Raw genomic sequence first — 22868 nt, 5'->3', positions numbered from 1 at the left:
CTAGCGCACGCCTAGTGTGCCGCCGAGGTATTCGGCGCGGCAGGCCCGCCGGGCCAGTTTTCCGCTGGTGGTGCGCGGGATGGCGCCGGCCGGCAGGAAACGCACGTCGGAGACCGCCACGCCATGACGACGTGCCACCGCGTCCTGGATCGCCTCGATCGCCGGCTGCGGATCGTCGCGGCTGGTGCCGGCGGCGCGTTCGGCGATCAGGACGAGGCGTTCGTCGCCGTCCGCCGGGACGGCGAACGCGGCGACGTATCCGCGCCGCACCATCGGCGAGGTTTCGGCGGCGGTGGCCTCGATGTCTTGCGGATAGTGGTTGCGCCCCGCGATGGTGATCAGGTCCGCGATGCGGCCGGTCACGTAGATCTCGCCGTCGAGGTAGACGGCCAGATCCCCCGTCCGCAACCAGGTTCGTTCGGCCGACGAGCCCTCCGCGTGGCTGCCCTCGGCCAGCCGCGATTGCAGCTTGGCGCCAAAGGCCAGCTGGGTTTCCTCGGGCTGCCCCCAGTAGCCGCGACCGACGTTGTCGCCCTGCAGCCAGACCTCGCCGACCTCACCGTCGGGCAGCTCGGATCCGCTGTCGGGGTCGACGATCACCGCCCACAGGCTGCGGGCGACCCGGCCGCAGGACACCTGCGCCACGGCGTTCGGGGCGTCCGCGTCGACGCGCACCGCGTGACCGGCGCTCAATTGTTCGCGGTCGAGATACGCGACGGATGCCTCGGCGGAGGCATCGATGGTGGCGATGAGCAGCGTCGCCTCCGCGATGCCGTAGGAGGGCTTGAACGCCGTGCGCGGCAATCCGTACGGGGCGAAGGCCTTGTTGAACGTCCGGATCGCGTCGATGCTGACCGGTTCGGAACCGATGATCATCACCACGTTGCGCAGGTCGACGTCGTCGCCGGGCGCGGGCAGGCCGCGCTGCGCGGTCCACTCGTAGGCGAAGTTCGGCGCCGCGGTCACCACCCGGCCCTGCTTCGACCCGGCGGACAGGGCGTGGATCCAGCGCAGCGGCCTGCGGACGAAGGCGGTCGGCGCCATCAGCGTCGAGTGCCCGCCGTACACCGCGGGAAAGCCGATCATCGACAGACCCATGTCGTGGTAGAGGGGTAACCAACTGACGCCGTGGGTGTTTCGGTCCAGCAGGTCGATCGAGAGGATCATCTGCACGAGGTTGGTGCCGACCGCCCGGTGGGTGATCTCCACGCCGACCGGTGGCCGCGTCGAACCCGAGGTGTACTGCAGGTGCGACACGCGGTCCGTGTCCAGCTCGACGGGGACGAACAGCTCCCCCGCCGAGTCGGCGATCTCGTCGATGACGATCAGGTGCGGCTTGCGCAGGTCCGGCAGGCTTTCCAGAAATTTCTCGACCGCCTCTTTCGCCGCCGCCGTCGTGAGCACCGCGGCGGGTTGGGAGTCGCGAAGCGCGGTCTGCAGCCGTTCGGCGTGCCCCGGCAGCTCGGGTGCGAACAGCGGCACCGCGATGGCGCCGGCTTTGATCGCGGCGTAGAAGCCGGCGACGTAATCGATGCCCTGCGGCGCCAGAATCGCCACCCGATCGCCCTCGGCGGCGAATTGCTGCACCCGCGCGGCGATGGCCTGCAGCCGGACCCCCAGTTGGGTCCAGGTCACTTCGAAGGTGTGGCCCTCGGAGCGGGCATAGTCCAGGTAGCGATATGCCACGGCGTCACCGACATTGGCGATGTTGCGATCGATGAGCGATATCAGGGTGGTGCCCGGCGGCAACGCGACGCCGCCGTCGGCGTCCAGGCAGTCCTCTATCAGGAGCAGGCCTTTCGGAGCCGCGGCGTCGTGGCGGGTACCGCAATCCATAAGCGCAGTCTAGGGGCCCGGCCGGGCGGACCCGGGATGCCGGGTCGGCCACGGGCGGGGCGCCGCGCGGCGCCGCCGCGAACCCCGTTCGCGTCTAACCGAGGCCGGCTCGGCGGCCGAACAGGGCGAGTAGCTGGTCACTTGGGGTGGCGTTCGGGGGCGCCGCCAGCGGCGCGGCGAACACGCGCCCGGCCAGTCCCGCCTCGGCGAGGGGTGGCGAAACCCACAGCAGCGCCGAGGCGACTTCCGGGGGAATGGGCCGATCGGTGTTGCACGCCTGGGCGATATCCCACGCGTGCAGCACCATCTCGATCGCCCCCACGTAGACAACGACTTTGGCGGGAATCGCGCGGCCGCGGATTACGCACGGCCGGCCCGCGGTCCGTGTCGTGGTGCACGCGAGCAGAAGGTCGACGATGCCGACCCGCAACGCGGCGACGGGGTCGGACGCATCCGCGTCGGCGGCCGCCCGCTCGGACCCCCGGTCGGGGTCGCGCGCCGCCAGCACGTCGGCGACGTCGGCCAGCGAGGTGCGCACGTGCCAGAGCAGGCGACGCAGGTCCCAGTCCGCGCAGGGCGTCGGCGCCGACAGGTCGGCGTCGCGAACCAAGAGGAGGTTGCCGAACAGATACCGGGTCGCCTCGGCCAGGACGGGCAGTTCATCGGACACGGCCCGGGCCCTCACCCCGCGAGCGTCTCGGGCAGCCCGAACTTGGCGACCAGCGTTGCGTCGTTGAAGGCGACGATGCGTGAGATGCGACCGTCGACCAGCGACAGCACGTCCAGGCCGTGAGCCTGGAAGGAACCGTCCGGCCCCCGCCGGTACATGGCGAATGCCGGGGCGCCGTTGGCGCGGGTGTAGGTCAGCCGCCACTGATCCGGCGTGTGCAGCACCACCCGGGCCAGGAAGTCGCGCACCACATCCCGCCCGCTGAACCACGTTGGGATGGGCGGCATTTCGAGCTCGACGTCGGCGCGGAGCAGTTCGGCCAGCCCGTCGACGTCGGCGTGCTCGAAGGCGGCCATGTAGCGGTTGAGCACGCCGCGCAGCTCGGGTTCGGCGGGTTCGCCGAGCTCGTCCAGCGTCGGGCCGGCCTCGGCCAGGCGAGCACGGGCGCGTTGCAGGGCGCTGTTGACCGCCGCCGTGGACGTCTCCAATATCTCGGCGACTTCGCTGGCCTGCCAACCCAATACGTCGCGCAGCACCAGAACGGCGCGCTGCAACGACGACAGATGTTGCAGCGCGGCGACGAACGCCAACCGGACGCTGCTGCGCAACGACACGACCGCGGCGGGATCGTCGGTGGCGCCGTACAGCAGGCTATCCGGCGCGGGTTGCAACCATGGGATGTCCGATTTCGCCGGGGCCAGCACGGTCGTCGCACTGTCGGCCGGGGCGCCCAGCCCGGACGGCAGCGGACGCCGCTGGCGCGTCTGCAACGCGTTCAGGTAGGTGTTCGTCGCAATCTTGTAGAGCCACAACCGAACCGACGAGCGGCCCTCGAACCTCTCGTAGGCCTGCCACGCGCGAAGGTAGGTGTCCTGCACCAGATCCTCGCACTCGTCGACGGATCCGATCATGCGATAGCAATACGCCCGCAACTCAGGCCGATACTGTTCGGCGACTTGCGCGAAATCGTCGACGCTGGCGTCCGGCACGGCCGACAGCCTTTCAGGACTCCCGGCGCGACGGCCGGGGATCGCTGGGATCGTGCTCGCCCGGCTCGGGGTCTTCCCACCATTGGGCCGGCTGATCGCCGTACGCGTCGTGCCAGTTCCACCACGCGTACGCGGGTCCCTGCGGATAGCCTTCCGGGGAGTCCTCCCAATCCTCCTGGCGCCCAAGGGCGGTCATGTCCAGATAACTCCAGGTAGTACCCAGCGCCTCGTCGCCGCGGTTGTTGATGAAGTACGTGCGGAACACCCGCTCGCCGTCGCGGATGAACGCGTTGGTGCCGTGCCACTCGTCGACCCCGAAGTCGCGGTCGAAGTCGTCGGTGATCGTGTACCACGGCATCCGCCACCCCATCCGAGCCTTCACCCGCTCGATGTCCGGTTGGCCGGCGCGGGAGGCGAACACCAGGGTGGTGCTGCGGGCGTTGAGATGCGCCAGGTTGCCGATGTGATCGGCGATCATCGAACAGCCGCGGCACGCGTGCTCGGGCCAGCCGTCCACCCCCGGCTCCAGGAACGCCCGGTAGACAACCAGCTGCCGCCGGCCCGCGAACAGGTCCAGCAGGCTCACCCTGCCTTCCGGGCCGTCGAACCGGTACGGCTTGTCCACCTCCAGCCACGGCATCCGCCGGCGCTGGGCGGCCAGCGCGTCGCGCGCCCGGACCACCTCTTTCTCCTTGACCAGCAGCCGCTGCCGCGCGGCCTCCCAGTCCTGCGCCGATACGATCGGGGGCGTCTGCATGTTCATGTCCGGCCTTTCGGTTGTCGTTTAACGGTTTTCAGGCGATCTTCTGCAGGCCGGCGCCGGTCAGCAGATAGCCCGCGGCGACGGCGTCGGTGTCGGACTGCACCAGCTCCACGACGGCCGCGCCGGCCGCCTGCGGGCTGACCAGCTCGCCGAGCTGCTTGACGTACTCCTCCTCGGACTGGCCCTCGCGGGCCGCGTACGCCTGAACGGCGGGGCGGCCGAGTCCGGTCAGCGGGGTGATGCGCGGCATCAGTGCGGTGAAGGTGATGCCCAGACCGGCGCGGTTCGCCTCGTCCTGGGCATAGCCGGTGATAAAGCGTTGCGTCGCTTTGGCGCCGGCGTACCCGCCGCTGAGCGGTGATCCCGCCAGGGCGGCACCGCTGCTGAAAACCACCACCCGACTGCCGGGCCGCAGCGGCCGCAACAGGGCCTCGCGCAGCCAATGAAAGGCGATGCGCACGTCGGTGTTCCAATTGGCCGAGAACGTCTCCCAGGTGTGGTGCTGAAGCGGGCGGGGCAACGGGCTTGCCCCGGCCACCAGCACCAGAACCTGTGGGTCGTATCGATCCAGCAGGGTGCCGGCCGCCGACGCATCGGTGCCGTCGGCGACGACCGCTTCGATGCTGCCGGCGCCATTGGCCGGGTTGGGGAACGTCGTTGCGGTGCGGGACACGGCGACGACCGAGGCGCCGGCTTCGGCCGCGGCCGTCGCGATGCCGCGGCCCAGGCCCCGGCTTGCGCCCACGATGAGTGCGGTCTGGCCGGATAGGTTGTTCATCTTGTCCTCCTGGTGATGGTGTTATGCGGGGGTCGCTGTCGCAAGCAGTTGGGCGTACTGGCGTTCCAATTCCTTGGCGGGCGTGCTGTCCCAGCCCCGGGCGATGGATTGCGAGATCGGATCGGGGAAGATGTCCAGTTCGCCGCGGTGCAGCGCGTCGAAGACGGCCGCCGCGACCGAGCGCGGGGTGGCCTTCGGGATGTCGAGTTCGCGACTCATGTCGGTGTCCACCGGGCCGGTGAAGACCGCGAAAACCCGCACGCCCTGGGGGCCCAGGACGGCCCGCAGCGACTGGGTGAGGTTCAACGCGGCCGCCTTGGACACCGAGTACGCCGGAATGATCGGCAACGGCGCCAGCGCGTTGACCGACAGGTTGTTGATCACCGCTCCCCCGGAACGAATCAGCGCCGGCAGGAACGCCCGGGTCACCGCATGGGTGCCGAACAGGTTCACGGCGAGGTGCCGTTCCAGTATCGCGGGATCGGTCAGGTCGTCGTATTGCGCGATGCCGGCGTTGTTGATCAGCACGTCGAGCGATTCCACCGTCGCGGCGGCCGCGCGGATCTGTTCGGCGTCGGTCACGTCGAGCGCGACCGGGACCACCCGCTCGTCGGGAAAGGAGGAACCGTCTCGCGTGCCCGCGTACACCCGGCGGGCCCCCCGGCGGAGGGCCTCCTCCACGAGGGCCCTACCGATGCCGCGGTTGGCGCCCGTGACCAAGACCGATTTGTCCGCGACTGTGTCCTCTGCCGTGTCCACTGCCAACCCCATGACAAACCCCTCTCAAGTGAAAAGCCCCCGCACGAGGTGCGGGGGCGTCGATGGTGAGCCGATCGAATCCGATCGAACTACAGATATAGACAGGTTCCGTCGCCGAAACTCATCGCAATGTCGGACCCAGATTTCGGCGCCGGGCACGCGGGCGGCCGGCGGCTTCTGGCAATCGCGGTTGTCATCGCCGACGGGGTTCGGTTAATTCACCCGGCGGCAACAAAATTGGGGTTGCCTTAGGCGGGGTTTTGCGAACGGGGAGATTTAGGGGAACCAGATGACCACAACACAGCGTCGACCGGTGCAACGACGCGGCTTGATCCAGGGCCTGACGGAGTTGTGCGTCCGTTATGTCGAACGCCTGATGCCCGACCCCTATCTGTTCGCGGTCATCCTCACGCTCATCGTCGTCGCGCTCGTCGCGGTGCTCGTCCGGGGAGCGACGGCCTCCGGCATTCTCAAGGCGTGGTACGGCGGAGTGTGGGGACCGCAGAACATCTTCACCTTCGCGTTCCAGATGGTGCTCGTGCTGGTGACGGGGTACACGCTGGCCGAGGCGCCCGCGCTCAAGCGAGCCATCGTCCGTCTCGCGAGCAAGCCGACCAACCAGGTCCAGGGTGCGCTGCTGTGCTTTGCGGTCAGCACCGTCTTCTCCCTGCTCAACTGGGGACTCGGCCTGGTGGCGGGCGCTCTGGTGGCGCGCCAGGTCGCGAAGCGCCTGCGGGGGGCGCATTTCGGCTACCTGATCGCGACCGGGTTCATGGGCTACCTCGTCTGGACGCAGGGGCTGTCGTCGTCGATCGCGCTCGCCAACACCGACACGACGAGCCCGATCAACGTCATCCACAAGATCACCGGCAGGACCGTGCCGTTGGCGCTGACGGTTTTCCAGCCCTACAACTGGATCGCCGTGATCACCGTGGTCGCGCTGCTCGCCGTCGCGATCTGGCGGATGGAGCCCAGGCAGGGTCTCGAGCCCGATCCGGCGGTCTTCGACGAGGAGCCGGAGCCGCCCGCGCCCAGCGGCAAGCAGACGGTCGCCGAGTGGTTGGAAAACCTGTGGATTCTCAACGTCATCGTCTTCGTCGCGGGCATCGCGTACTTCGTGCTGAGCGGGTTCGCGCTGAACATCTCGTCGATGATCATGCTGTTCACCATCACCAGCGCCCTGCTGCACCGGACGCCGATCCGTTTCATCCGCGCGTTTTCCGGCGCCGCGAAGGTGTCCGGCCCGCTGCTGCTGCAGTATCCCCTGTATGGCGGGATCGTCGGCCTGTTGGGTTATCTGCCCACCGGATCGGGCAAGGCGCTGCAGACGGTGCTGGCCGAGGCGCTGGTGCGCGGCGCCGATCAGTACACGCTGCCGTTCCTGACGTTCGTGGGGTCGGTCATCATCTCGTTGTTCGTGCCGTCCGGCGGCGGGCACTGGGCGGTGCAGGGACCGATCGCCGTCGACTCGGCGTTGGCCATCGGTCAACACTCGCCGGCATACCTCGGGCTGACCTCGATGTCGGTCGCGGTCGGCGAGGGTGTCGCGAACATGATTCAGCCGTTCTGGCTGCTGCCGGTGCTCGCCATCGCCAAGCTGAATGTCCGTCAGGTGATGGGCTTTACGGTGATCGCCTTCCTCGTCGGCTTCGCGGTCGCCAGCGCCATGGTCCTCATCGCGCCATATGTCATCTGACGCGCCCGCCGGATCCCCCACGGCGCGGGTCCGCGCCGCGTATCGGCGCCTAGCACAGGCCGACCGCCCCGAAATCTGGATCACGTTGCGCGAACAGGACGACGTCCTCGCCGACGCCCGCGCGGTCGAGCGACGGCTCGCCGCGGGCGAGAGCCTGGCCCTGGCGGGACTGGTGGTCGCAGTCAAGGACAACATCGACGTGGCGGGCCTGCCGACCACGGCCGCGTGCCCCGGATTCGCCTACCTGCCCGCAGCCACCGCGGCCGCCGTGGATCGGCTCCGCGGCGCCGGGGCTGTCGTGCTGGGCAAGACGAACCTCGACCAATTCGGGACCGGCCTGGTCGGCACCCGGACTCCCCATGGCGCGGTGCGCAATTCGCGCCATCCCCACCTGGTCGCCGGGGGCTCCAGTTCGGGTTCCGCCGTCGCGGTCGCGCTGGGCATCGCCGACGTCGGCATCGGCACCGACACCGCGGGCTCCGTCCGGGTACCGGCCGCGCTCAACGGGATCGTCGGCATCAAACCCACGCTCGGCATCATCCCCACCCACGGGGTCGTTCCGGCCTGCCCGAGCTTCGACGCCGTCTCGGTGCTCGCGGCGGACCTCCACGTGGCGACCGCTGCGGCGGCGGTGATGGCCGGGTCCGACCGCCGCGATCCCCGCAGCCGCGCCTGGCCGCCCGACGTTCGCCTGGCCGCGCCCGACGCACCTCGCGTGGCGATCCCCGAAGTCGCGAACCTCACCGCGCTCAGCGATGCCTACCGAGACGCGTTCGAGCGCAGCGTGATTCGCGCCGCCGAGGCCGGATTGGGCATCGAACCGGTTGACATCTCGGTCCTGCTAAAGGCGGCCCTACTGCTGTATGACGGCGCGTTCGTCGCCGAACGATACGCCGCCGTGGGCGAATTCCTCGACACTGCGCCCGCGGGCGCGGACCCCCACGTCGCCGCGATCATCACCGCGGGGCGCGCGATCACCGGCCCCGCGTTTGCCGCGGACCTCGACGCGCTGGCCCGCGCACGGGTCGCCGCCGCGGAGCTCCTCACCGGATTTGATGCGCTGCTGCTCCCGACCACCACCGAACACCCCGCACTGGCCGACGTTGCCGCCGAACCGTTCTCGATCAACCGGCGAATGGGCACCTACACCAATTTCTGCAACCTGCTCGACATGGCCGCGGTGGCCGTCCCCGGCGTACCGACGGCCACGGGCGGTCCGTTCGGCGTGACGATCGTCGTGCCCGCGTTCCACGACCAAATCGCCGTCGACATCGCCGCCCGCTTCGGCGGAGTGCCACCCCCGCTTCTGATCGAAAGCGGCTGCGAGGTAGCACTGTTCGATTCGGTACCCTTGCGCCGCCAACTCGAACTGCTGGGCGCCCGCCACGTCGGTCATGCCACCCCCAAGCCCGGACGTGGTGCGCCGTCGCGCGCCGAGGTGTGGCGGGCGTCCGAGGCCGGGCTCGGGCGCCTGCTGGCCGACCTTCGGGCACCCGTAATGCTGAGCGCGATCGAACTCGAGGACGGCCGGACGGTCACTGGGCTCACCGAAAGGAGCTGACCGCCGGCTACATCCACAGTTTGGCCAGCGAGTCGGCCAGGGTTTCGGGGTCTTGCCTGTCGGTGTTGCAGCTGATGGCCAGGGACGTGTTTCGGTCCTTGCTCACACGGAATGCCGTCACGAACCCGGCCCATGCGCCGTCATGATCGAGCGTGCCGTTGCCCATCAAGTAGATTCCGGCTCCGTACCGGTCGGCGCCGCCCGGTTCGGTGGGCACCGCGCCGGCGAGCTGCGCATCCAGGAGCGCGGCGCCGCCCACCCGGCCGGTCCGGTAGTTGTCGGCCCACCCGACCAATTGGCCTGGCGTGGTTTGAATTCCGCCGTCACCGACCTGCTCCCAACGGGGGTCGGTCTCCCGGTACCCGTTACCGCTCTTCTCGTATGAGACGGCCTTCTCGGCAATCGGACCGGTGGGGTCGAGGACCATGGCCAGGCCGAGCGGACCGAAGATCTGTTCGGCGAGGAACTGCGGCAGCGGTTCCCGCGCGACGCGGCGGACGATCTCGCCGAGCAGCAGGTAGTTGGAGTTGGAGTACTCGAATTGGGAACCGGGCTGAAATTCCAGCTTCGGCACGGCGACCAGCGCCCGCATGGCCTCGTCCTCGGTGGTGCGGTCGCCGAGCTGATAACCCTGCGCCTCGAGCAGCCCGACATATTCGGGGATTCCGCTCGTCTGGTGCATCAGCTGCCCGACGGTGACGGTGGTGGACCACGTCGGCAGCTCGGGGATGTAGCGGGACACGGGGTCGCCGAGGGCCGGTTTGCCGGCGGCGACGAGCAAGAGGAGCCCGGTCGCGGTGAACTGTTTGGACACCGAGGCGATGTCGAACACCGTGTGCGCGGTGATGGCCGCACCGTTCGACATGTCGGCGACGCCGCGAACGCCCGTCCACACCACCTTTCCCTTGACGCCGACCGCGGCCGAGCACCCCGGCGCGCGGGCCTCGATAGCGTCGTCCAGCACGCTCTGGCTGCGGGCCGCCGCGTCGCCGTGATCGGTTGTCGGCGTGGTGGTGGGCGCGGGTCCGCGTCCCCCGGCGCAGGCACCGACCAGCAGCAACACCGCGAGAAACGCGAACCGCCGAGCCATACCGTGAATGATTGCGCTCGGCGCGAGGCCCCGCAGAGAAACGGCGCTTCGAGGTGGTCGAGGTAGGGCTGTCAGCTGTTGCGGCTTGAGTGGTCATTGGTTTGTCGGTGGTTTGCTGTAGGAACGGTGGTGTGAATCTGGCGGGCAACGCGAGGCGGCGTGATGGCAAAGTTCGAGATCGCTGAGGGTTGCACGCTGCAGGCGTTCCGATTCACGCTGGACCCGACCGATGATCAATCGCGGATGTTGGCGCGACATTTCGGTGCCCGGCGTAAGGCGTACAACTGGACTGTCGCGGCCCTGAAAGCCGACATCGAGGCGTGGCACGCCAGCGGGGTAGAGACGGCGAAACCATCGCTTCGGGTATTGCGGAAGCGCTGGAATTCAGTCAAGAACGAGGTGTGCGTCGACGCCGACACTGGCACGGTGTGGTGGAGCGAATGTTCCAAAGAGGCCTATGCCGACGGTATCGGTGGGGCGGTCGACGCCTACTGGAACTGGCAGAGCTCCCGATCAGGCAAACGCGACGGCAAAACAATGGGGTTTCCCCGGTTCAAGAAGAAGGGATGCGACGAGGACCGCGTGACGTTCACGACCGGAGCGATGCGCGTCGAACTTGATCGCCGCCACCTGACGCTTCCGGTAATCGGGACCGTCCGTACGCACGAGAACACGCGCCGGATTGAGCGGCTCATCGCCAAAGGTCGGGCGCGGGTGCTGGCGATCACGGTGCGCCGTAGCGGCACCCGGCTGGACGCGAGTGTTCGGGTCCTCGTGCAGCGTCCGCAGCAACCGAAGGTGGCACACCCCGGTTCACGGGTTGGTGTTGATGTCGGGGTGCGGCGCCTTGCTACGGTAGCCAACGAGGATGGCATGGTGCTTGAACGAGTGCCGAATCCACGGCCACTCGATGCGGCGCTCAAAGAGCTGCGGCACGTCAGCCGTGCCCGTTCGCGCTGCACGAAAGGCTCGCGGCGCTACCGTGAGCGCACCGCGAGGATTTCTCGGCTGCATCGCCGGGTGCATGATGTCCGTACCCACCATCTCCACTGTCTGACAACGCGTTTGGCTAAAACTCACGGCCGCATCGTTGTCGAAGGGCTGGATGCGGCGGGGATGCTGCGGCAGAAGGGATTACCGGGTGCCCGTGCACGTAGGCGGGGCCTGTCAGATGCATCGTTGGGCACACCGCGGCGGCACCTCGCCTATAAGACGGGCTGGTACGGGTCGATACTGCTGGTCGCCGACCGGTGGTTCCCGTCGTCGAAGACGTGTCACTCTTGCGGCCATGTGCAGGACATCGGCTGGGAAGGAAAGTGGCAATGTGGCGGCTGTTCGATGACGCACCAGCGTGATGACAATGCCGCCGTGAACCTTGCACGCTACGAGGAAACACCTAGCGTCGTCGGCCTAGTTGGGGCCGCCGTCAAGCGTGGAGCCGACCATAAGACCGGGCGCCGCCCGGCCGGTGGCCGTGAAGCGCGGAAGGGACGCAGCCGCAAGGCTGCCGAACAACCCCGAGACGGGGTGCAAGTCGCGTGACCACTAAAATCACTGACTTGCAACGGTACGCGGCAGTGCCATCCGGGTCACTCAGCGATCTTCAGGGAGTCGGGATGTCGGGTCGTAAGTTCTCGTTCGAGATCAACCGGACCAGCAGCGCGCCCGCGGCCACCTTGTTCCGGCTGGTGGCCGACGGTGCCAACTGGTCAAAGTGGGCCAAGCCGATCGTCCTTCAGTCGAGTTGGGCGCGTCAGGGGGATCCCGCGCCGGGCGGCGTCGGATCCATCCGCAAGGTGGGCATGTGGCCCTTGCTCGTGCAGGAGGAAACCGTCGCCTACGAGCAGGATCACCGCCACGCCTACAAGCTGGTCGGCCCGCCCAGCCCCGCCAAGGATTACTCCGGTGAGGTCATCTTCACCCCGAATCCTGCCGGTGGCACCGACATTCGCTGGACCGGCGAGTTCGTCGAGGGAGTTCCCGGGACGGGTCCGATGATGCGGGCGGCCATGGGCGGCGCGGTCCGGTTCTTCGCGGGCCGGCTGGTGAAGGCGGCCGAGCGCGAATCGCACGGCGGACGATAGCGATTGCCATGGCGCGCAAGGCCTTTCGATCTGGTTAGGGATTGTTGGCCTGCTGCTCGGTGAGCTGGGCCTGCTGCATGTCCTGTAGGAACTGCTGCTGGGCCGCTTCGTTTTGCTGCTCGGCCTGCTGCATGGACTGTTGCATCTGCTGCAGCGCGAGCTGTTCCTGTTCCTGAGCCCAGTCGTCGTCGCCGTCGGTGGCGAAGCCCCCGAAGGGACCGCTGGCGGGGGCCGGCAGGACCAGGTCCGTCAGGCGCACGGACGCGGGCGCCGTGTGCGTATCGGGGCGCGCGGCGTCGAACAATGCGATCATCGCCAGGATCGCGGCCCCGGCCAATACCAGCCGCACCATTCGTAGTCGCCGGCGCCGATCGGGGGCGGTGGTTGCCATCCCTCAGGTATCTGCCCTGTCGCTAGCCGCAGGCTGAGAAGGGGCTGTCGCTCGCATATGAGATCGAGCTGGACATCGAAAAGGTTTAAAACGAGACACGGGGGGCCAAATACTAAGGGCGTCGTGTTTGGTTTTGCCCTGCACGTCGGTCGCTTCGATGAGGTGAACGAATGAAACGATTCGTTATTTTCGGCATAGCGGCCGCCGCCTGGCTAGTTCTGAGCGTTCCCGTGGCCCAGGCGGATATCGGCGGAAACGTCCCCGGCCCCGGCTTGTGCGACTACCCCGGTGTGGGCGGATCGGGCATGGACATGGGGGCCTATCACTACTGGTGCGACTTCCCGGTGGAGGAGAACGGTAGTCACTGGCACTGCGAGTACGGCGGCGGCGCCGTGCAGGGGGTCGGCGGCGTCAACATCCTCATCTTCAGCGCCTCGGTCATCACTCCGCTGGGCGTTCTGGAGGGTTCGTGTTCGTTCCGCTGCCCGGACGGCGCGCTGTCGGCCGCGCCGAACCCGCCCGGCGCCTGGAAAAACGCGCTTCACCCGAAGAAATGCGTTCCGGTGGAAGTGGCGCCGACGTCCGAACCGAACACCGGGCTGCCGCCCTGGCCGGGCCAGCTTCCCGGGGTAACGAACCCGGCGACCCCCAACCCGGTGACGACGGAAAACCCTTAGCCGCTTTTCTCGCTTTCATACTTCTTGGTCATGTGCTCGACGGCCTGCAGCTGAGACTGCGCGAGGCCCTCGCGCACCTGCCCGGCGCGCGCGGCGGCGTCCAGCGTCGGCTGCGCCTGACCCTGGAAGTGTGGAATCACCTCGGCGGCGAACAGCTCGGCGGACCGCTTGGTGGCGGCGGGGTTGGCCCACTCGTGGCCCATCTGCAGGAAGCAGCCGAATCCACCGGATTGGTCCCAGAGCCGCTGCACCTGGGCCCGCGCCCGTTCGGGCGTGCCGATCACGCCGGCCCCGCTCTCGTTGATGATGTCGATCATCTCGTCGAGCTGCTCCCCCGGCATGGTCATCTGCGGGAAGGCCGCTACCTTCTGGAAGTAGTTGAACCACGACTCGATGCCGAATTTCACGTCGGCGCGGGCCTGCTCGTCCGTCTCGGCGATGTGCATCGGCCCGACCAGGCTCCAGTCCTTGCGGTCGACCTGCGTGCCGAAGGCCGCGGCGCGCTCCTCGACGATGCCCCAGTGGTAGGACAGCGCGTCGAAGCCTTCGACGATCAGCGTCGCCCCGATGGACAGCAGCCCGATGCCGTGCTTGCCGGCCAGCCGCGCCCCGGTCGGCGAGGCGACCGCGGCGACCGCCAGCGGGATCCCGCCGTCGGAGTACGGGGCGAGCTGCAACTTGGCGTCATAGAGCTGGTGCGTAGCGGTTTTCGCGCTCACCGTCTCCCCCGCCAGCAACCGCACGACGATGTCGAGGTTGGTCTCCAGCAGCTCGCGCGTGTCGGTGGGGTTCAGCCCGATCATCCCGGAATCCGTCGGGAGGGAGCCGGGTCCCATCCCGCCGATCACGCGCCCGTGCGTGAGGTGATCCAGCAGCATCAACCGGTCGGCGACCCAGAGCGGGTTGTGATACGCGAGCGAAATGACCCCGGTGCCAAAGCGAATCCGCTTGGCGCGTTCGGCGGCCGCGGCGATGAAGACTTCCGGGGAGCTGATGATCTCGCTGCCCGCCGAGTGATGCTCGCCGATCCAGGCCTCGTCGAAGCCGACCGCGTCGAGGTGCTCGACGAACTCGAGATCGCGCTGCAAAGCCAGCGTCGGATTCGTGCCGGCCCGGTGGAACGGGGCGATGAAATATCCGAACCTGAGCTTGGCCATTGGCGTCCCCTTGCGTCGAGTTGCCCGAACCATAACCCAAGCCGCCGTTGGTTACCGCAAAAGGGCGGACCCCAGATATTGCTCAGCCGGCGGGGCCAGATTCACATGGCCCCACCGGCTTGGGAGCAAGTCCTCGCCGTGGCGATGTTTTAGCCGCCGCCGCAGATGTTGCCGATGCAACCTCCGCCGCCGCCCGGCCCTCCGCCGCCGCCACCGACGCCGGGGATGCTGCCGCTCCCGCCGCCGGGGCCGCCGCCGCCGGTCGGGCCACCGGGAATGCTGCCACCGCCGCCGCCGGGGCCGCCGCCGCCGGTCGGGCCACCGGGGACACCGCCGCCCCCGCCGCCAGGACCACCGCCGCCGGTCGGTCCGCCCGGCGCCGTGGACGGCGCGGGCGCCACGCTGGACGACGGAGTGGTGGTGGTGGATGGCGTCGTGCTGCTGCTGCTCGGCCCCTTACCGCCGCCGCCACATCCGACGGCCAGCACGAGCATCGCCGTGCCGCCGAAAAGCGCGACGGCATTCCTAGCTCCAGATCTCATCGCCAACTCCCCACTCGCGCCACTCTCATGCGGTCCACTTCTCCGTACCCCGGCATTCGCCGTCGCAAACGGGTCGGCCGGCTCAGCAGTCGAGGCCGGACACGCAGGAGGCGAGGGTGGCGGTGTGCACGACGGTGTGGGCCGCGGGCGCGGTTTCGTCGGGTTGTGCCGCCGTCGCAGCGGGCGTACGAATGCGAGCCGAAGCGCATTCCGCGGATGGCGGGCCTGGGCGCCGGGCACGCCGCGACGGCACGGCGCCGCCAGCAAATGCCCGACGGCGCCGCCGCGAGTCGCCCTAGTCTTCCTTGGTGATCAGCTTCCGCAGCGCCACGCGGTCGGCAGCCAGCAGCTCGGCGATGCGTGGGCGGTTCACCTCGGCGACGATGATCTCGCCGACCTCCTGGTAAACCTCGCTGAAGATGCCGTGGGACTTCATCTTCGAGGTCTGATAGAGGTTGTCCTCGGTCGGGGTGACGTAGATGACGGCGTCGGCCTTGAAGCGGTGCACCAGCCAGAGGTGGATCAGGGTCATCAGCCGCTTCTGGCGCAGCTTCTCGGCGAACGTGTTCTGGTCGCGGACCTGAAGGATGCTGCGGCCGTGGCGATCCTTGATGGGGTCGACGACGACGTTGGCCAACTGCTCATCCCCGTTGCCGTAGATGCCGAGTTCCAGCACATCCGAGCCGGCGCGACGCGGCCGCAACTGCACGCGGAGCTTCTCGCCCAGCTGGTAGTGGTCGCTCCAGAGCGTCAACCATTCCTCCAGCAGCTTCTTCGGCACCTCGGTCTGCACCAGGTGCTGATGCTGGGTCGAGCCCTTCCCCATGGCCTTGGTGGTCGCGGTGCGGCCCGAGGAGGCGGCCAGCGCCGCGTCGCTGCGCGGGCCACCCACCAGGGTTTGCGGCGTCCGGTAAGGAGACTCGACCAGGCGCATCTTGCGCTGCAGGCGCGCCAGCGCCAGCATGCCGTCCTGCCGCAGCGCCGTGGCGAACTCCTCGGCGGCGACGCCATCGATCTGGTGGCCGCCGTAGGTGATGAAGTTGAAGACGAAGCCCATCTTGCCGAGCTCGACGGGAAACTGCTTCATCTCCTCATCGGTCATCCCGGTGGTGTCCCAGTTGAACGATGGCGAGAGGTTGTAGGCCAGCATCTGGTCCGGGAACTCGGCGTGGATCGCCTCGGCGAACTGCCGGGCGTCGGCCAGATCCGCTGTCTTGGTTTCCATCCAGAGGATGTCGGCGAACGGCGCCGCCGCGAGCGACTTGGCGATCGCGTACGGAATGCCGCCCCGGACCTGGTAATAGCCCTCGGGAGTCCGCGCAAGCTCTGGGCTCCAGTCGGGCGCGGCGCCCAACTCCCTCGCCTTCTCCCGGGCGGCGTAGTGGGACGTCCGCGCGGCGAACGTCCGCCACTGGTCGGGGGTCATGGTCGCCGGCTCGTCTTCGCGTTCGCCGAAGGCCAGTACTTCGGCAACGGCGTCGCTGTAGGTCATCAGCCCGGCGTCGTCCTCCCAGGCGGCGATGAACCGCGACTCGACCTGATCGAAGAGGTCGTCGATCGAGTCCTTCCCGTTCTCCCGCCAGGTGTTGACGGCGTCGGAGACCACGCCGAGGATCCCTTGCCGTTCCAGCCACGCGTTGGCGATGCCGTACTCGCTGTCGGCGAGGGCATACAAGAGGTGACCGTTCAGCTCCTTGACGCCTAGCTCGTAGAAGCGGCGCATCAGCGCCAGGAAACAGGCCTTGTAGGACGGAATGCCCAGGTTGGTGGCTCCGAGCAGGAACGCCTGGTCGCGCTCGTCGGAGTTGCTGTCGATCAGGTTGGCCGCCTCTGCGTCGGTACGCGCGACGATGATGCCCGGCACCCGCATGACGTCGAGCTGGAAGCGGGCGGCGTTGAGCCGCTTGATCTGTTCGTCGGACGGCACCAGAACCTTGCCGCCCTGATGACCGCACTTCTTGGTGCCCGGACGCTGATCCTCGATGTGGTAACCCGGCACGCCGACCTCGACGAACCGGCGGATCAGGTTGCGCACGTGCGGATCTCCGCCGTGACCGGTGTCGGCGTCGGCAATGATGAACGGCCGGTAGTCATACTGTCTGGCTGTGGCGCGCTGCCGCTTGCTCATCTGTTGCAGCTGGTACTGCTGATTGCGGTCCGCGGTGAGAAGCGCGCGCACCAGGACCGCGGCGTCTTCGGGCACCTGGCTCAGCGGGTAACTGGCGAGGTCCGGCCCGGGGTCTTCGGTGGTGGAGCCCTTGGCCGAGGTCGCCCAGCCGCCGAGGTAGATGCCCTCGATTCCCATCCGTTTCATGCTGACCGCCTGGCCCGGCGAGTACGGGCCGAACGTCGTGATGCTCTTCTTCGCCGCGAAGAGTTCGCGCAGCCGGTCGTAAAACGCCGCCGCCGCTTCCCGGGCCACGGTGTAGTCGGTCGGAATGGTGCCGCGCTGCTCGGCGACTTGGCGGGCCGTGTACAGGCGGGTGATCCTGGCAAAGCGCGAACCCTCGAAGTATCGCTGCGTAGCCTCGACGTCCTGCTCGAACGGCGTGCGGACCTCGGTGTCCGTTTCGATGATGGCCATGGGATGACGCTCCTCTTCAGCGCGAATCGGCTGACCGTGAGTTTATCCCCGGACACGGCGGTTCAATCAGGGGGCAATGGTCCCGAATCGGAACTGTTGCCGGGCCGTACTCCGGCCGACCGGACCCGCCGCGCTCGGCGGCTTCCCCGCGCAATATCCAGCAAAGTGGGTCAGCGATCGGTAGTCTCCGTATCGTGCAGACGAGCTTGCGCTTTGAGCGTTGGTATCTTCCGTTGGCGATTCCGGTCGGACTTGGCCCCCGCCACAGCGAGATCCGGTTGGACGAAGGGGTGCTGCACGTCAAGATGGGCTGGGCTTTCGAGGCCGACATCCCCCTGACATCCATCACCAAGGCCGAAGCGGCCGACGAGCGCGTCTTCACCTGGGGCGTGCATTACTCGGGAGGCCGCTGGTTGGTCAACGGTTCGGGCAAGGGGCTGGTGGCGTTGACGATCGAGCCCCCGGTGCAGGCGAAAGTCTGGATCAGATCGGTGACGCTGCGATCCTTGTGGGTCAGCGTTACCGATCCCGACGCGCTCATCGCGGCCTGCACAACCGCCGGCGCCTAGCCGGGCGCCGAGCGCCCGCGTTTCTTCAGCCAATCCCGCTGCCGGCGGACGAATTCGGCGTCGACGGTCTTCCCGTGGCCCGGGACGTAGACAGCCTGGGGACCACCTATCTCGAGCAATCGATCAAGGGTTGCCGGCCAGGCCGCCAGATCCGAATCGGCGTCGACGTACGGGTCGGCGGACTCCTCGACGAGATCACCGGTGAACACCACGACCGGCTCACCCGCATCGTCGCGGGCGGGCACCACCACGACCAGGTCCGCGTTCGTGTGGCCGCGCCCCGGGTAGGTCACTGTCACCGTGCGGTCGCCGAGGTCGATCTCGGTTTCGTACAGACCGCACCGGGGTGGCCGCAGCGCCGAAATCGCGCGATCGACCTCGGCGGCGTTCGCCCCGTAGCTCAGCGCGTGTTCGCGAAGGTGTCCGGTGCGCGACGTGAGATATTCGACTACCTCAGGCGCGCAATGGATTTCGGCGCCGCCGAACGCCGAGCAACCCAGGACATGGTCGAAGTGCTTGTGCGTCAGCACAACGTGAGTCACGTGGCGCCCGGTGAGCCGTCGCGCATCGGCGTCGATGGCGGCCGCTTCGGCGAGGGTGGTTCCGGTGTCGACGATCAGCGCTCCGCCGGCGCCCTGCACCAGCCCGACCGTGACGTCGCAGAACGCCAGCCGGCAGCGATGCACCGTGTCGGTCAGTCGTTCCCAAGCCAACTGCACAAGGAGGACGGTAGCCCGGTTCGTGCCGCGGCGGCAGGGGCCTGTGATCGCGTCCTTCCCGCCCTGGCGAACCCGCGGCGTGTGCGACCATCACACGATGCGCGCAGTCGTCATCACCAAGCACGGCGACCCGTCTGTGCTGCGGGTGCAGGAGCGGCCGGACCCGCCGCCACCGGGCCCCGGGCAGTTGCGGGTCGCGGTGCGGGCGGCCGGCGTCAACTTCGCCGACCACCTGGCCCGCGTCGGCCTGTATCCCGATGCGCCGAAGCTCCCGGCGGTGGTCGGCTACGAGGTCGCCGGGACGGTCGAGGCCGTCGGCGACGGTGTCGACCCCGACCGCGTCGGCGAACGCGTGTTGGCGGGCACGCGATTCGGCGGCTACTCGGAGGTGGTCAACGTGGCGGCGAACGATTCCGTCGCGCTTCCCGACGCGTTGAGCTTCGAGCAGGGCGCCGCCGTCCCGGTGAACTACGCGACCGCCTGGGCGGCGCTGCACGGTTACGGGTCGCTGCGCGCCGGCGAGCGGGTGCTGGTGCACGCCGCGGCCGGCGGGGTGGGCATCGCCGCCGTCCAATTCGCGAAGGCCGCCGGGGCCGAGGTGCACGGCACCGCGTCGCCCGCAAAGCACGCGAAGCTGGCCGATCTGGGCGTCGACCGGTGCATCGATTACCGCCGCGGCGGCTGGTGGAAGGGCCTGGGACCGTACGATCTGGTGCTCGATGCGCTGGGCGGCACGTCGCTGCGGCGGTCCTATGCCTTGCTCCGTCCGGGCGGAAGGCTTGTGGGCTATGGCATTTCGAACATGCAACATGGTGAGAAGCGGTCGCTGCGTGTGGCCGCGCCGCATGCCTTGGCGATGCTGCGCGGTTTCAACCTGCTCGATCAGCTCTCGGAGTCGAAGGCCGTGATCGGCATCAACATGCTGCGGCTGTGGGACGACCGCGGCACGCTCGAGCCGTGGATCACTCCCCTGGCGGAGGCGCTCGGCGACGGCACGATCGCCCCCGTCGTCCATGCGGCGGTCCCGTTCGCCGAGGCGCCGGAAGCGCACCGGATCCTGGCGGCCCGGGAGAACGTCGGCAAGGTCGTGCTGGTGCCATGAGTTTTAGCGCCGCGACATTGGCTATCTAATCCGTCATGGCTATCACCGATTCCCGCGAAGTTGTCATCGACGCGACGCCCGACGAAATCATGGACGTGCTGTTCGACCTCGAGTCCTTGACCGAGTGGTCCTCGTTTCACAAGAAGGTCGAAATCCTGGAACGCGACGCGGACGGCCATCCGAGCAAATCGCGGCAGACGGTGAAGATCGTGGGCGTCAGCGACGAGCAGGTGCTCGATTATTCGGTTCACGACGACGGCGTGGGCTGGACGCTGGAGAGCTCCAAACAGCAGCGCGCGCAGGAGGGCCGTTACACCCTGACGCCCGACGGCGATTCCACCCGGGTGCGTTTCGACCTGACCGTGGACCTGTCCGTTCCGGTCCCCGGATTTCTGGTCAAAAGGGGGACCAAGGGCCTGATGGAGACCGCGACCGACGGCCTGCGTAAGCGCGTGCTCGAAGTCAAGGCCGGCAGGTAGGTTCCGAAACGGGTCCTTCCCGACCAACCGTCGGCGCGCGACACTATCGGGTATGGAATCACTTCACCGCACCGCGCCGGTCGCCGCCGGGCTGGCGCTCCTCGTCGCGCTTGCCGGCTGCGGCGGCCAGGGTGGCAGCCGGACGACGGGCCCGCAGACACCGAAAGTGACGACCCTGGCCCGGACCGTCGCCCAAGCGCCCGGCACCGGACCGGTGACGTTCAGTAGTCCGGCGTTCGCCGACGGCGCGCCGATCCCCGCGCAGTACACCTGCAAGGGAGCCAACGTCGCGCCGCCCTTGACGTGGTCGGCGCCGTTGGGCGGGGCGCTCGTCGTCGACGACCCCGATGCGCCGCGCGGGCTCTACGTCCACTGGATTGTTGTCGGGATCCCGCCCGGCCCGGGAAGCACCGGCGACGGCCAGAGCCCCGCCGGCGGCAGCAGCCTGCCGAACTCGGCGGGCCAGGCCGGCTACACCGGCCCCTGCCCGCCCGCGGGCACCGGGGTGCACCACTATCGGTTCACCCTCTACCAGCTCCCCGCTAACTACCAACTCCCCGCGGGACTGGCGGGCGTGCAAGCGGCACAGGCGATAACGCAGGCCACCACCGGACACGGACAGGCGCAGTTCACCGGAACCTTCGAAGGCTGATGATCCGAGCGGGGGCGCCATGCCGGCACAACCGACCTTAGATGCAACGCGGGCAATACAATTCGGCCAGCTCGTCAACGCCACCTACGCGACACCGCCCGGCGATTTGACGAACCGGGCCGGTCACGCGTTGAGCGCCGGCGGCGTCGACTACACGATCGTCACGACGATCTACGCGAACGACCTGGCGACCGACATGAACCCGGCCCGGGCCGACGACGAGGTCTCCATCGGGCTGATCTGCCAGGAGACCAAGACCGGCGACGTGGCGATCGCGATCCGTGGCACCGAAGGGTGGCTGGAATGGATTCACGACGCCGAGTTCGGCCTGGTGCCATGCCCGTTCCTGGTCGGCGCCGGCAACACCGAGGACGGCTTCACCGACATGTACGAATCCCTGCGGACGGGACCCACGCAGGATTCGCCGAAGGTGGTCGACGCGCTCGCAAAGCTTACTTTCCCGAAAGCCGTTGGCGCACTGACGATCTGCGGCCACAGCCTGGGCGGGGCCCTGGCGACGCTGCTGGCCCTCGATGTGGCGGCGAACACGGCGTTCACCACGCCGGCCGTCTACACCTATGGCAGCCCGCGTACCGGCGATTCGCTGTTCGCCGCCACCTTCGACCAGGTGGTGAAGGACTCGTCCCGCATCGCGAACCGCCTGGACATCGTCACCGCGTTGCCTCCCCCGGTGGACTACGAACACGTGCTGAACCCGTACTGGTTCAACCCGGTTCGGCTGTTGCCGCTTCCGCCGAAGGTTCTGGTCAAATACTCGGTGTCCTGCGAACATTCGCTCGCGACCTACCTGTACCTGGTGTCCCTGCAGTCCGGCGGCGCGGTGCTGCCCCTGGAACCCGCCTGCAAACCCTGAACCCAGCGGCCCCCTAGTCCGCGGGTGTCCGGGTGGCGAGCCGAAGCAAACCCCGGCGCAGCTGCTTGTCGCGCTTACCGGCGGCGAGCTCTATCAGGGCGATTTCCGCGACCGCCGCAACGAGCAGCGCCGCGACCGGTTCCGGGTTCGACCATCCGAGCGCGACCAGGTCGGGCACGATCTGCGCGGCCGCGCTCTCGTTGCGCGCGGCGACCAAGTCGGTCAGCCCGGCTTCGGTGCGCGACTGGACGAGCAGCGCCTTGGTGGCCGGCTCGGCCAGGCAGCCGTCGAGGTAGGCGTTCATCCCCGCCTCCAGTCGCTCGCGGCCGGGCGGCAGGTCGCCGCCGGCGGCGGCGATCGAGTCCTGCAGGTCGTCATGGAACCGGGCGTGCAAGGCCCGCACGTATTCCGCGCGGCTGGGCCAATGCTGGTAGAAGCTGCCTTTCGCCATGCCGGCCTCGGCGACGATCGCGTTGACCGAGATCCGCGCCAGGTCGGCCGATCCCAGCAGCCGCTGCCCCGCGTCCAGCAGCGCATTTCGTCCCGGCTCGGGCGGCCTCACCGCGCGTCCGCCCTGCGCTGGCTTCGCCGGGCCAGCATGTCGCCGTACTGTTCGCACACGTCGATTACCCCAGTGAGCTGGTAAGTGAGCCACCCTTTGTGGGTCGACGGGAGGTTCTTCTCGAATACTCGGTGACCGAGGATGTTCATGGCCCAGCCACCGACGAACATGGTGGCACCGACCTTCGGCCTGGCGAACAACAGCGGCAGTCCGGCCGCGATGATCGGGATGCCGACGCGGTGCACCGCCCGTACCCCCTTCGAGGTGTGCTGCGTTCGGTAATAGGTCATCTTCTCCGCGAACGGTGCTTCGGGAGGCGGGGCTTGTTCCATCT

The 22868-nt window shown here is 68.4% G+C and carries 24 protein-coding genes; 10 read left to right on the top strand and 14 right to left on the bottom strand.

Going from position 1 to position 22868, the window contains the following annotated elements; genetic code table 11:
- From AC5Y2S_RS21495 to AC5Y2S_RS21470, 6 genes are all read right to left on the bottom strand, one after another.
- Positions 1-1836, bottom strand: a complete 1836-nt coding sequence (locus AC5Y2S_RS21495; protein ID WP_499958240.1) for a fatty acyl-AMP ligase — start codon at positions 1834-1836, stop codon at positions 1-3.
- Positions 1837-1930: 94 nt separating this feature from the next.
- Positions 1931-2506 (bottom strand): TIGR03086 family metal-binding protein, encoded by a 576-nt coding sequence (locus tag AC5Y2S_RS21490; RefSeq protein ID WP_499958238.1) that lies wholly within the window; start codon positions 2504-2506, stop codon positions 1931-1933.
- Positions 2507-2517: 11 nt separating this feature from the next.
- Complete coding sequence (locus AC5Y2S_RS21485) at positions 2518-3495, bottom strand: sigma-70 family RNA polymerase sigma factor (protein WP_499958237.1); 978 nt, start codon at positions 3493-3495, stop codon at positions 2518-2520.
- A gap of 13 nt (positions 3496-3508) precedes the next feature.
- Positions 3509-4252 carry a DUF899 domain-containing protein gene (locus tag AC5Y2S_RS21480; protein ID WP_499958512.1) on the bottom strand — a complete coding sequence of 248 codons (744 nt, stop codon included), beginning with the start codon at positions 4250-4252 and terminating at the stop codon, positions 3509-3511.
- Between the two features lie 37 nt (positions 4253-4289).
- Positions 4290-5036, bottom strand: coding sequence for an SDR family NAD(P)-dependent oxidoreductase (locus tag AC5Y2S_RS21475; protein ID WP_499958236.1), 747 nt, complete (start codon positions 5034-5036; stop codon positions 4290-4292).
- A 21-nt stretch (positions 5037-5057) separates the two neighbouring features.
- Positions 5058-5807: an SDR family NAD(P)-dependent oxidoreductase gene (locus AC5Y2S_RS21470; RefSeq protein WP_499958235.1), complete on the bottom strand. Its 750-nt coding sequence runs from the start codon at positions 5805-5807 to the stop codon at positions 5058-5060.
- A gap of 277 nt (positions 5808-6084) precedes the next feature.
- On the opposite strand from AC5Y2S_RS21470, the gene AC5Y2S_RS21465 reads away from it, so the two are divergent.
- Together AC5Y2S_RS21465 and AC5Y2S_RS21460 are read left to right on the top strand one after the other, a co-directional pair.
- Positions 6085-7491, top strand: coding sequence for a TIGR00366 family protein (locus tag AC5Y2S_RS21465; RefSeq protein WP_499958234.1), 1407 nt, complete (start codon positions 6085-6087; stop codon positions 7489-7491).
- Positions 7481-9052 carry an allophanate hydrolase gene (locus tag AC5Y2S_RS21460; protein WP_499958233.1) on the top strand — a complete coding sequence of 524 codons (1572 nt, stop codon included), beginning with the start codon at positions 7481-7483 and terminating at the stop codon, positions 9050-9052. The genes AC5Y2S_RS21465 and AC5Y2S_RS21460 overlap by 11 nt, the downstream gene beginning before the upstream one ends.
- Positions 9053-9059: 7 nt before the next feature.
- Here AC5Y2S_RS21460 and AC5Y2S_RS21455 read toward each other — a convergent pair whose 3' ends face one another.
- A complete protein-coding gene (locus tag AC5Y2S_RS21455) occupies positions 9060-10142 on the bottom strand; it encodes a serine hydrolase domain-containing protein (RefSeq protein ID WP_499958232.1) in 1083 nt (360 codons plus the stop codon).
- Between the two features lie 162 nt (positions 10143-10304).
- Between AC5Y2S_RS21455 and tnpB the strand changes: the two genes are divergently transcribed.
- Together tnpB and AC5Y2S_RS21445 are read left to right on the top strand one after the other, a co-directional pair.
- Entirely contained in the window at positions 10305-11684 is a 1380-nt protein-coding gene (gene tnpB, locus AC5Y2S_RS21450; protein ID WP_499958231.1) for an IS607 family element RNA-guided endonuclease TnpB, read from the top strand.
- 74 nt (positions 11685-11758) lie between these two features.
- On the top strand, positions 11759-12226 hold the full coding sequence (locus tag AC5Y2S_RS21445; protein WP_499958230.1) for an SRPBCC family protein: 468 nt from the start codon (positions 11759-11761) through the stop codon (positions 12224-12226).
- A gap of 34 nt (positions 12227-12260) precedes the next feature.
- Here AC5Y2S_RS21445 and AC5Y2S_RS21440 read toward each other — a convergent pair whose 3' ends face one another.
- Positions 12261-12617 (bottom strand): hypothetical protein, encoded by a 357-nt coding sequence (locus AC5Y2S_RS21440; protein WP_499958229.1) that lies wholly within the window; start codon positions 12615-12617, stop codon positions 12261-12263.
- Between the two features lie 170 nt (positions 12618-12787).
- Between AC5Y2S_RS21440 and AC5Y2S_RS21435 the strand changes: the two genes are divergently transcribed.
- Entirely contained in the window at positions 12788-13294 is a 507-nt protein-coding gene (locus AC5Y2S_RS21435) for a hypothetical protein (RefSeq protein WP_499958228.1), read from the top strand.
- Here the strand turns inward: AC5Y2S_RS21435 and AC5Y2S_RS21430 are convergent.
- The 3 genes from AC5Y2S_RS21430 to aceA all read right to left on the bottom strand — a co-directional run bounded on the left by AC5Y2S_RS21430 (position 13291) and on the right by aceA (position 17577).
- Positions 13291-14451 carry an LLM class flavin-dependent oxidoreductase gene (locus AC5Y2S_RS21430; protein ID WP_499958227.1) on the bottom strand — a complete coding sequence of 387 codons (1161 nt, stop codon included), beginning with the start codon at positions 14449-14451 and terminating at the stop codon, positions 13291-13293. The genes AC5Y2S_RS21435 and AC5Y2S_RS21430 overlap by 4 nt on opposite strands.
- A gap of 149 nt (positions 14452-14600) precedes the next feature.
- Positions 14601-14993, bottom strand: a complete 393-nt coding sequence (locus AC5Y2S_RS21425) for a hypothetical protein (protein ID WP_499958226.1) — start codon at positions 14991-14993, stop codon at positions 14601-14603.
- Positions 14994-15288: 295 nt separating this feature from the next.
- Entirely contained in the window at positions 15289-17577 is a 2289-nt protein-coding gene (gene aceA / locus AC5Y2S_RS21420) for an isocitrate lyase ICL2 (RefSeq protein WP_499958225.1), read from the bottom strand.
- Between the two features lie 194 nt (positions 17578-17771).
- On the opposite strand from aceA, the gene AC5Y2S_RS21415 reads away from it, so the two are divergent.
- On the top strand, positions 17772-18146 hold the full coding sequence (locus AC5Y2S_RS21415; protein ID WP_499958224.1) for a hypothetical protein: 375 nt from the start codon (positions 17772-17774) through the stop codon (positions 18144-18146).
- Here AC5Y2S_RS21415 and AC5Y2S_RS21410 read toward each other — a convergent pair.
- The gene (locus tag AC5Y2S_RS21410; RefSeq protein WP_499958223.1) at positions 18143-18865 is read right to left on the bottom strand and encodes an MBL fold metallo-hydrolase; all 723 of its coding nucleotides are present in this window, start codon (positions 18863-18865) and stop codon (positions 18143-18145) included. The two genes, AC5Y2S_RS21415 and AC5Y2S_RS21410, sit on opposite strands and share 4 nt — an antisense overlap.
- Before the next feature lie 97 nt (positions 18866-18962).
- Here AC5Y2S_RS21410 and AC5Y2S_RS21405 point away from each other — a divergent pair, with 97 nt between their 5' ends.
- From AC5Y2S_RS21405 to AC5Y2S_RS21390, 4 genes are read left to right on the top strand one after another with little or no spacing between them, the layout of a single operon-like run.
- Positions 18963-19967: a zinc-binding dehydrogenase gene (locus AC5Y2S_RS21405; protein WP_499958222.1), complete on the top strand. Its 1005-nt coding sequence runs from the start codon at positions 18963-18965 to the stop codon at positions 19965-19967.
- Positions 19968-20002: 35 nt separating this feature from the next.
- Entirely contained in the window at positions 20003-20446 is a 444-nt protein-coding gene (locus AC5Y2S_RS21400) for an SRPBCC family protein (RefSeq protein ID WP_499958221.1), read from the top strand.
- A 52-nt stretch (positions 20447-20498) separates the two neighbouring features.
- Entirely contained in the window at positions 20499-21098 is a 600-nt protein-coding gene (locus AC5Y2S_RS21395; RefSeq protein WP_499958220.1) for a YbhB/YbcL family Raf kinase inhibitor-like protein, read from the top strand.
- Between the two features lie 19 nt (positions 21099-21117).
- Complete coding sequence (locus tag AC5Y2S_RS21390) at positions 21118-21972, top strand: lipase family protein (RefSeq protein WP_499958219.1); 855 nt, start codon at positions 21118-21120, stop codon at positions 21970-21972.
- 13 nt (positions 21973-21985) lie between these two features.
- Here the strand turns inward: AC5Y2S_RS21390 and AC5Y2S_RS21385 are convergent, their stop codons facing one another.
- A complete protein-coding gene (locus AC5Y2S_RS21385) occupies positions 21986-22534 on the bottom strand; it encodes a TetR/AcrR family transcriptional regulator (protein ID WP_499958218.1) in 549 nt (182 codons plus the stop codon).
- A complete protein-coding gene (locus AC5Y2S_RS21380) occupies positions 22531-22866 on the bottom strand; it encodes a DUF962 domain-containing protein (RefSeq protein ID WP_499958217.1) in 336 nt (111 codons plus the stop codon). Before AC5Y2S_RS21380 ends, AC5Y2S_RS21385 begins: the two co-directional genes overlap by 4 nt.
- Positions 22867-22868: the final 2 nt, after the last annotated feature.

The organism is Mycobacterium sp. NGS69 (assembly GCF_059812165.1).
The sequence above is the reverse complement of the archived record's forward strand: the minus strand, read 5'-3'. Positions and strand labels throughout refer to the sequence as shown.

What these genes read in the sequence shown, in the direction of transcription:
- AC5Y2S_RS21495 (WP_499958240.1), bottom strand. Translation starts at nt 1,836, where the DNA reads ATGGATTGCGGTACCCGCCACGACGCCGCGGCTCCGAAAGGCCTGCTC.
- AC5Y2S_RS21480 (WP_499958512.1), bottom strand. Translation starts at nt 4,252, where the DNA reads ATGCAGACGCCCCCGATCGTATCGGCGCAGGACTGGGAGGCCGCGCGG.
- AC5Y2S_RS21475 (WP_499958236.1), bottom strand. Translation starts at nt 5,036, where the DNA reads ATGAACAACCTATCCGGCCAGACCGCACTCATCGTGGGCGCAAGCCGG.
- AC5Y2S_RS21470 (WP_499958235.1), bottom strand. Translation starts at nt 5,807, where the DNA reads ATGGGGTTGGCAGTGGACACGGCAGAGGACACAGTCGCGGACAAATCG.
- AC5Y2S_RS21465 (WP_499958234.1), top strand. Translation starts at nt 6,085, where the DNA reads ATGACCACAACACAGCGTCGACCGGTGCAACGACGCGGCTTGATCCAG.
- AC5Y2S_RS21460 (WP_499958233.1), top strand. Translation starts at nt 7,481, where the DNA reads ATGTCATCTGACGCGCCCGCCGGATCCCCCACGGCGCGGGTCCGCGCC.
- AC5Y2S_RS21455 (WP_499958232.1), bottom strand. Translation starts at nt 10,142, where the DNA reads ATGGCTCGGCGGTTCGCGTTTCTCGCGGTGTTGCTGCTGGTCGGTGCC.
- tnpB (WP_499958231.1), top strand. Translation starts at nt 10,305, where the DNA reads ATGGCAAAGTTCGAGATCGCTGAGGGTTGCACGCTGCAGGCGTTCCGA.
- AC5Y2S_RS21445 (WP_499958230.1), top strand. Translation starts at nt 11,759, where the DNA reads ATGTCGGGTCGTAAGTTCTCGTTCGAGATCAACCGGACCAGCAGCGCG.
- AC5Y2S_RS21440 (WP_499958229.1), bottom strand. Translation starts at nt 12,617, where the DNA reads ATGGCAACCACCGCCCCCGATCGGCGCCGGCGACTACGAATGGTGCGG.
- AC5Y2S_RS21435 (WP_499958228.1), top strand. Translation starts at nt 12,788, where the DNA reads ATGAAACGATTCGTTATTTTCGGCATAGCGGCCGCCGCCTGGCTAGTT.
- AC5Y2S_RS21430 (WP_499958227.1), bottom strand. Translation starts at nt 14,451, where the DNA reads ATGGCCAAGCTCAGGTTCGGATATTTCATCGCCCCGTTCCACCGGGCC.
- AC5Y2S_RS21425 (WP_499958226.1), bottom strand. Translation starts at nt 14,993, where the DNA reads ATGAGATCTGGAGCTAGGAATGCCGTCGCGCTTTTCGGCGGCACGGCG.
- aceA (WP_499958225.1), bottom strand. Translation starts at nt 17,577, where the DNA reads ATGGCCATCATCGAAACGGACACCGAGGTCCGCACGCCGTTCGAGCAG.
- AC5Y2S_RS21405 (WP_499958222.1), top strand. Translation starts at nt 18,963, where the DNA reads ATGCGCGCAGTCGTCATCACCAAGCACGGCGACCCGTCTGTGCTGCGG.
- AC5Y2S_RS21400 (WP_499958221.1), top strand. Translation starts at nt 20,003, where the DNA reads ATGGCTATCACCGATTCCCGCGAAGTTGTCATCGACGCGACGCCCGAC.
- AC5Y2S_RS21395 (WP_499958220.1), top strand. Translation starts at nt 20,499, where the DNA reads ATGGAATCACTTCACCGCACCGCGCCGGTCGCCGCCGGGCTGGCGCTC.
- AC5Y2S_RS21390 (WP_499958219.1), top strand. Translation starts at nt 21,118, where the DNA reads ATGCCGGCACAACCGACCTTAGATGCAACGCGGGCAATACAATTCGGC.
- AC5Y2S_RS21380 (WP_499958217.1), bottom strand. Translation starts at nt 22,866, where the DNA reads ATGGAACAAGCCCCGCCTCCCGAAGCACCGTTCGCGGAGAAGATGACC.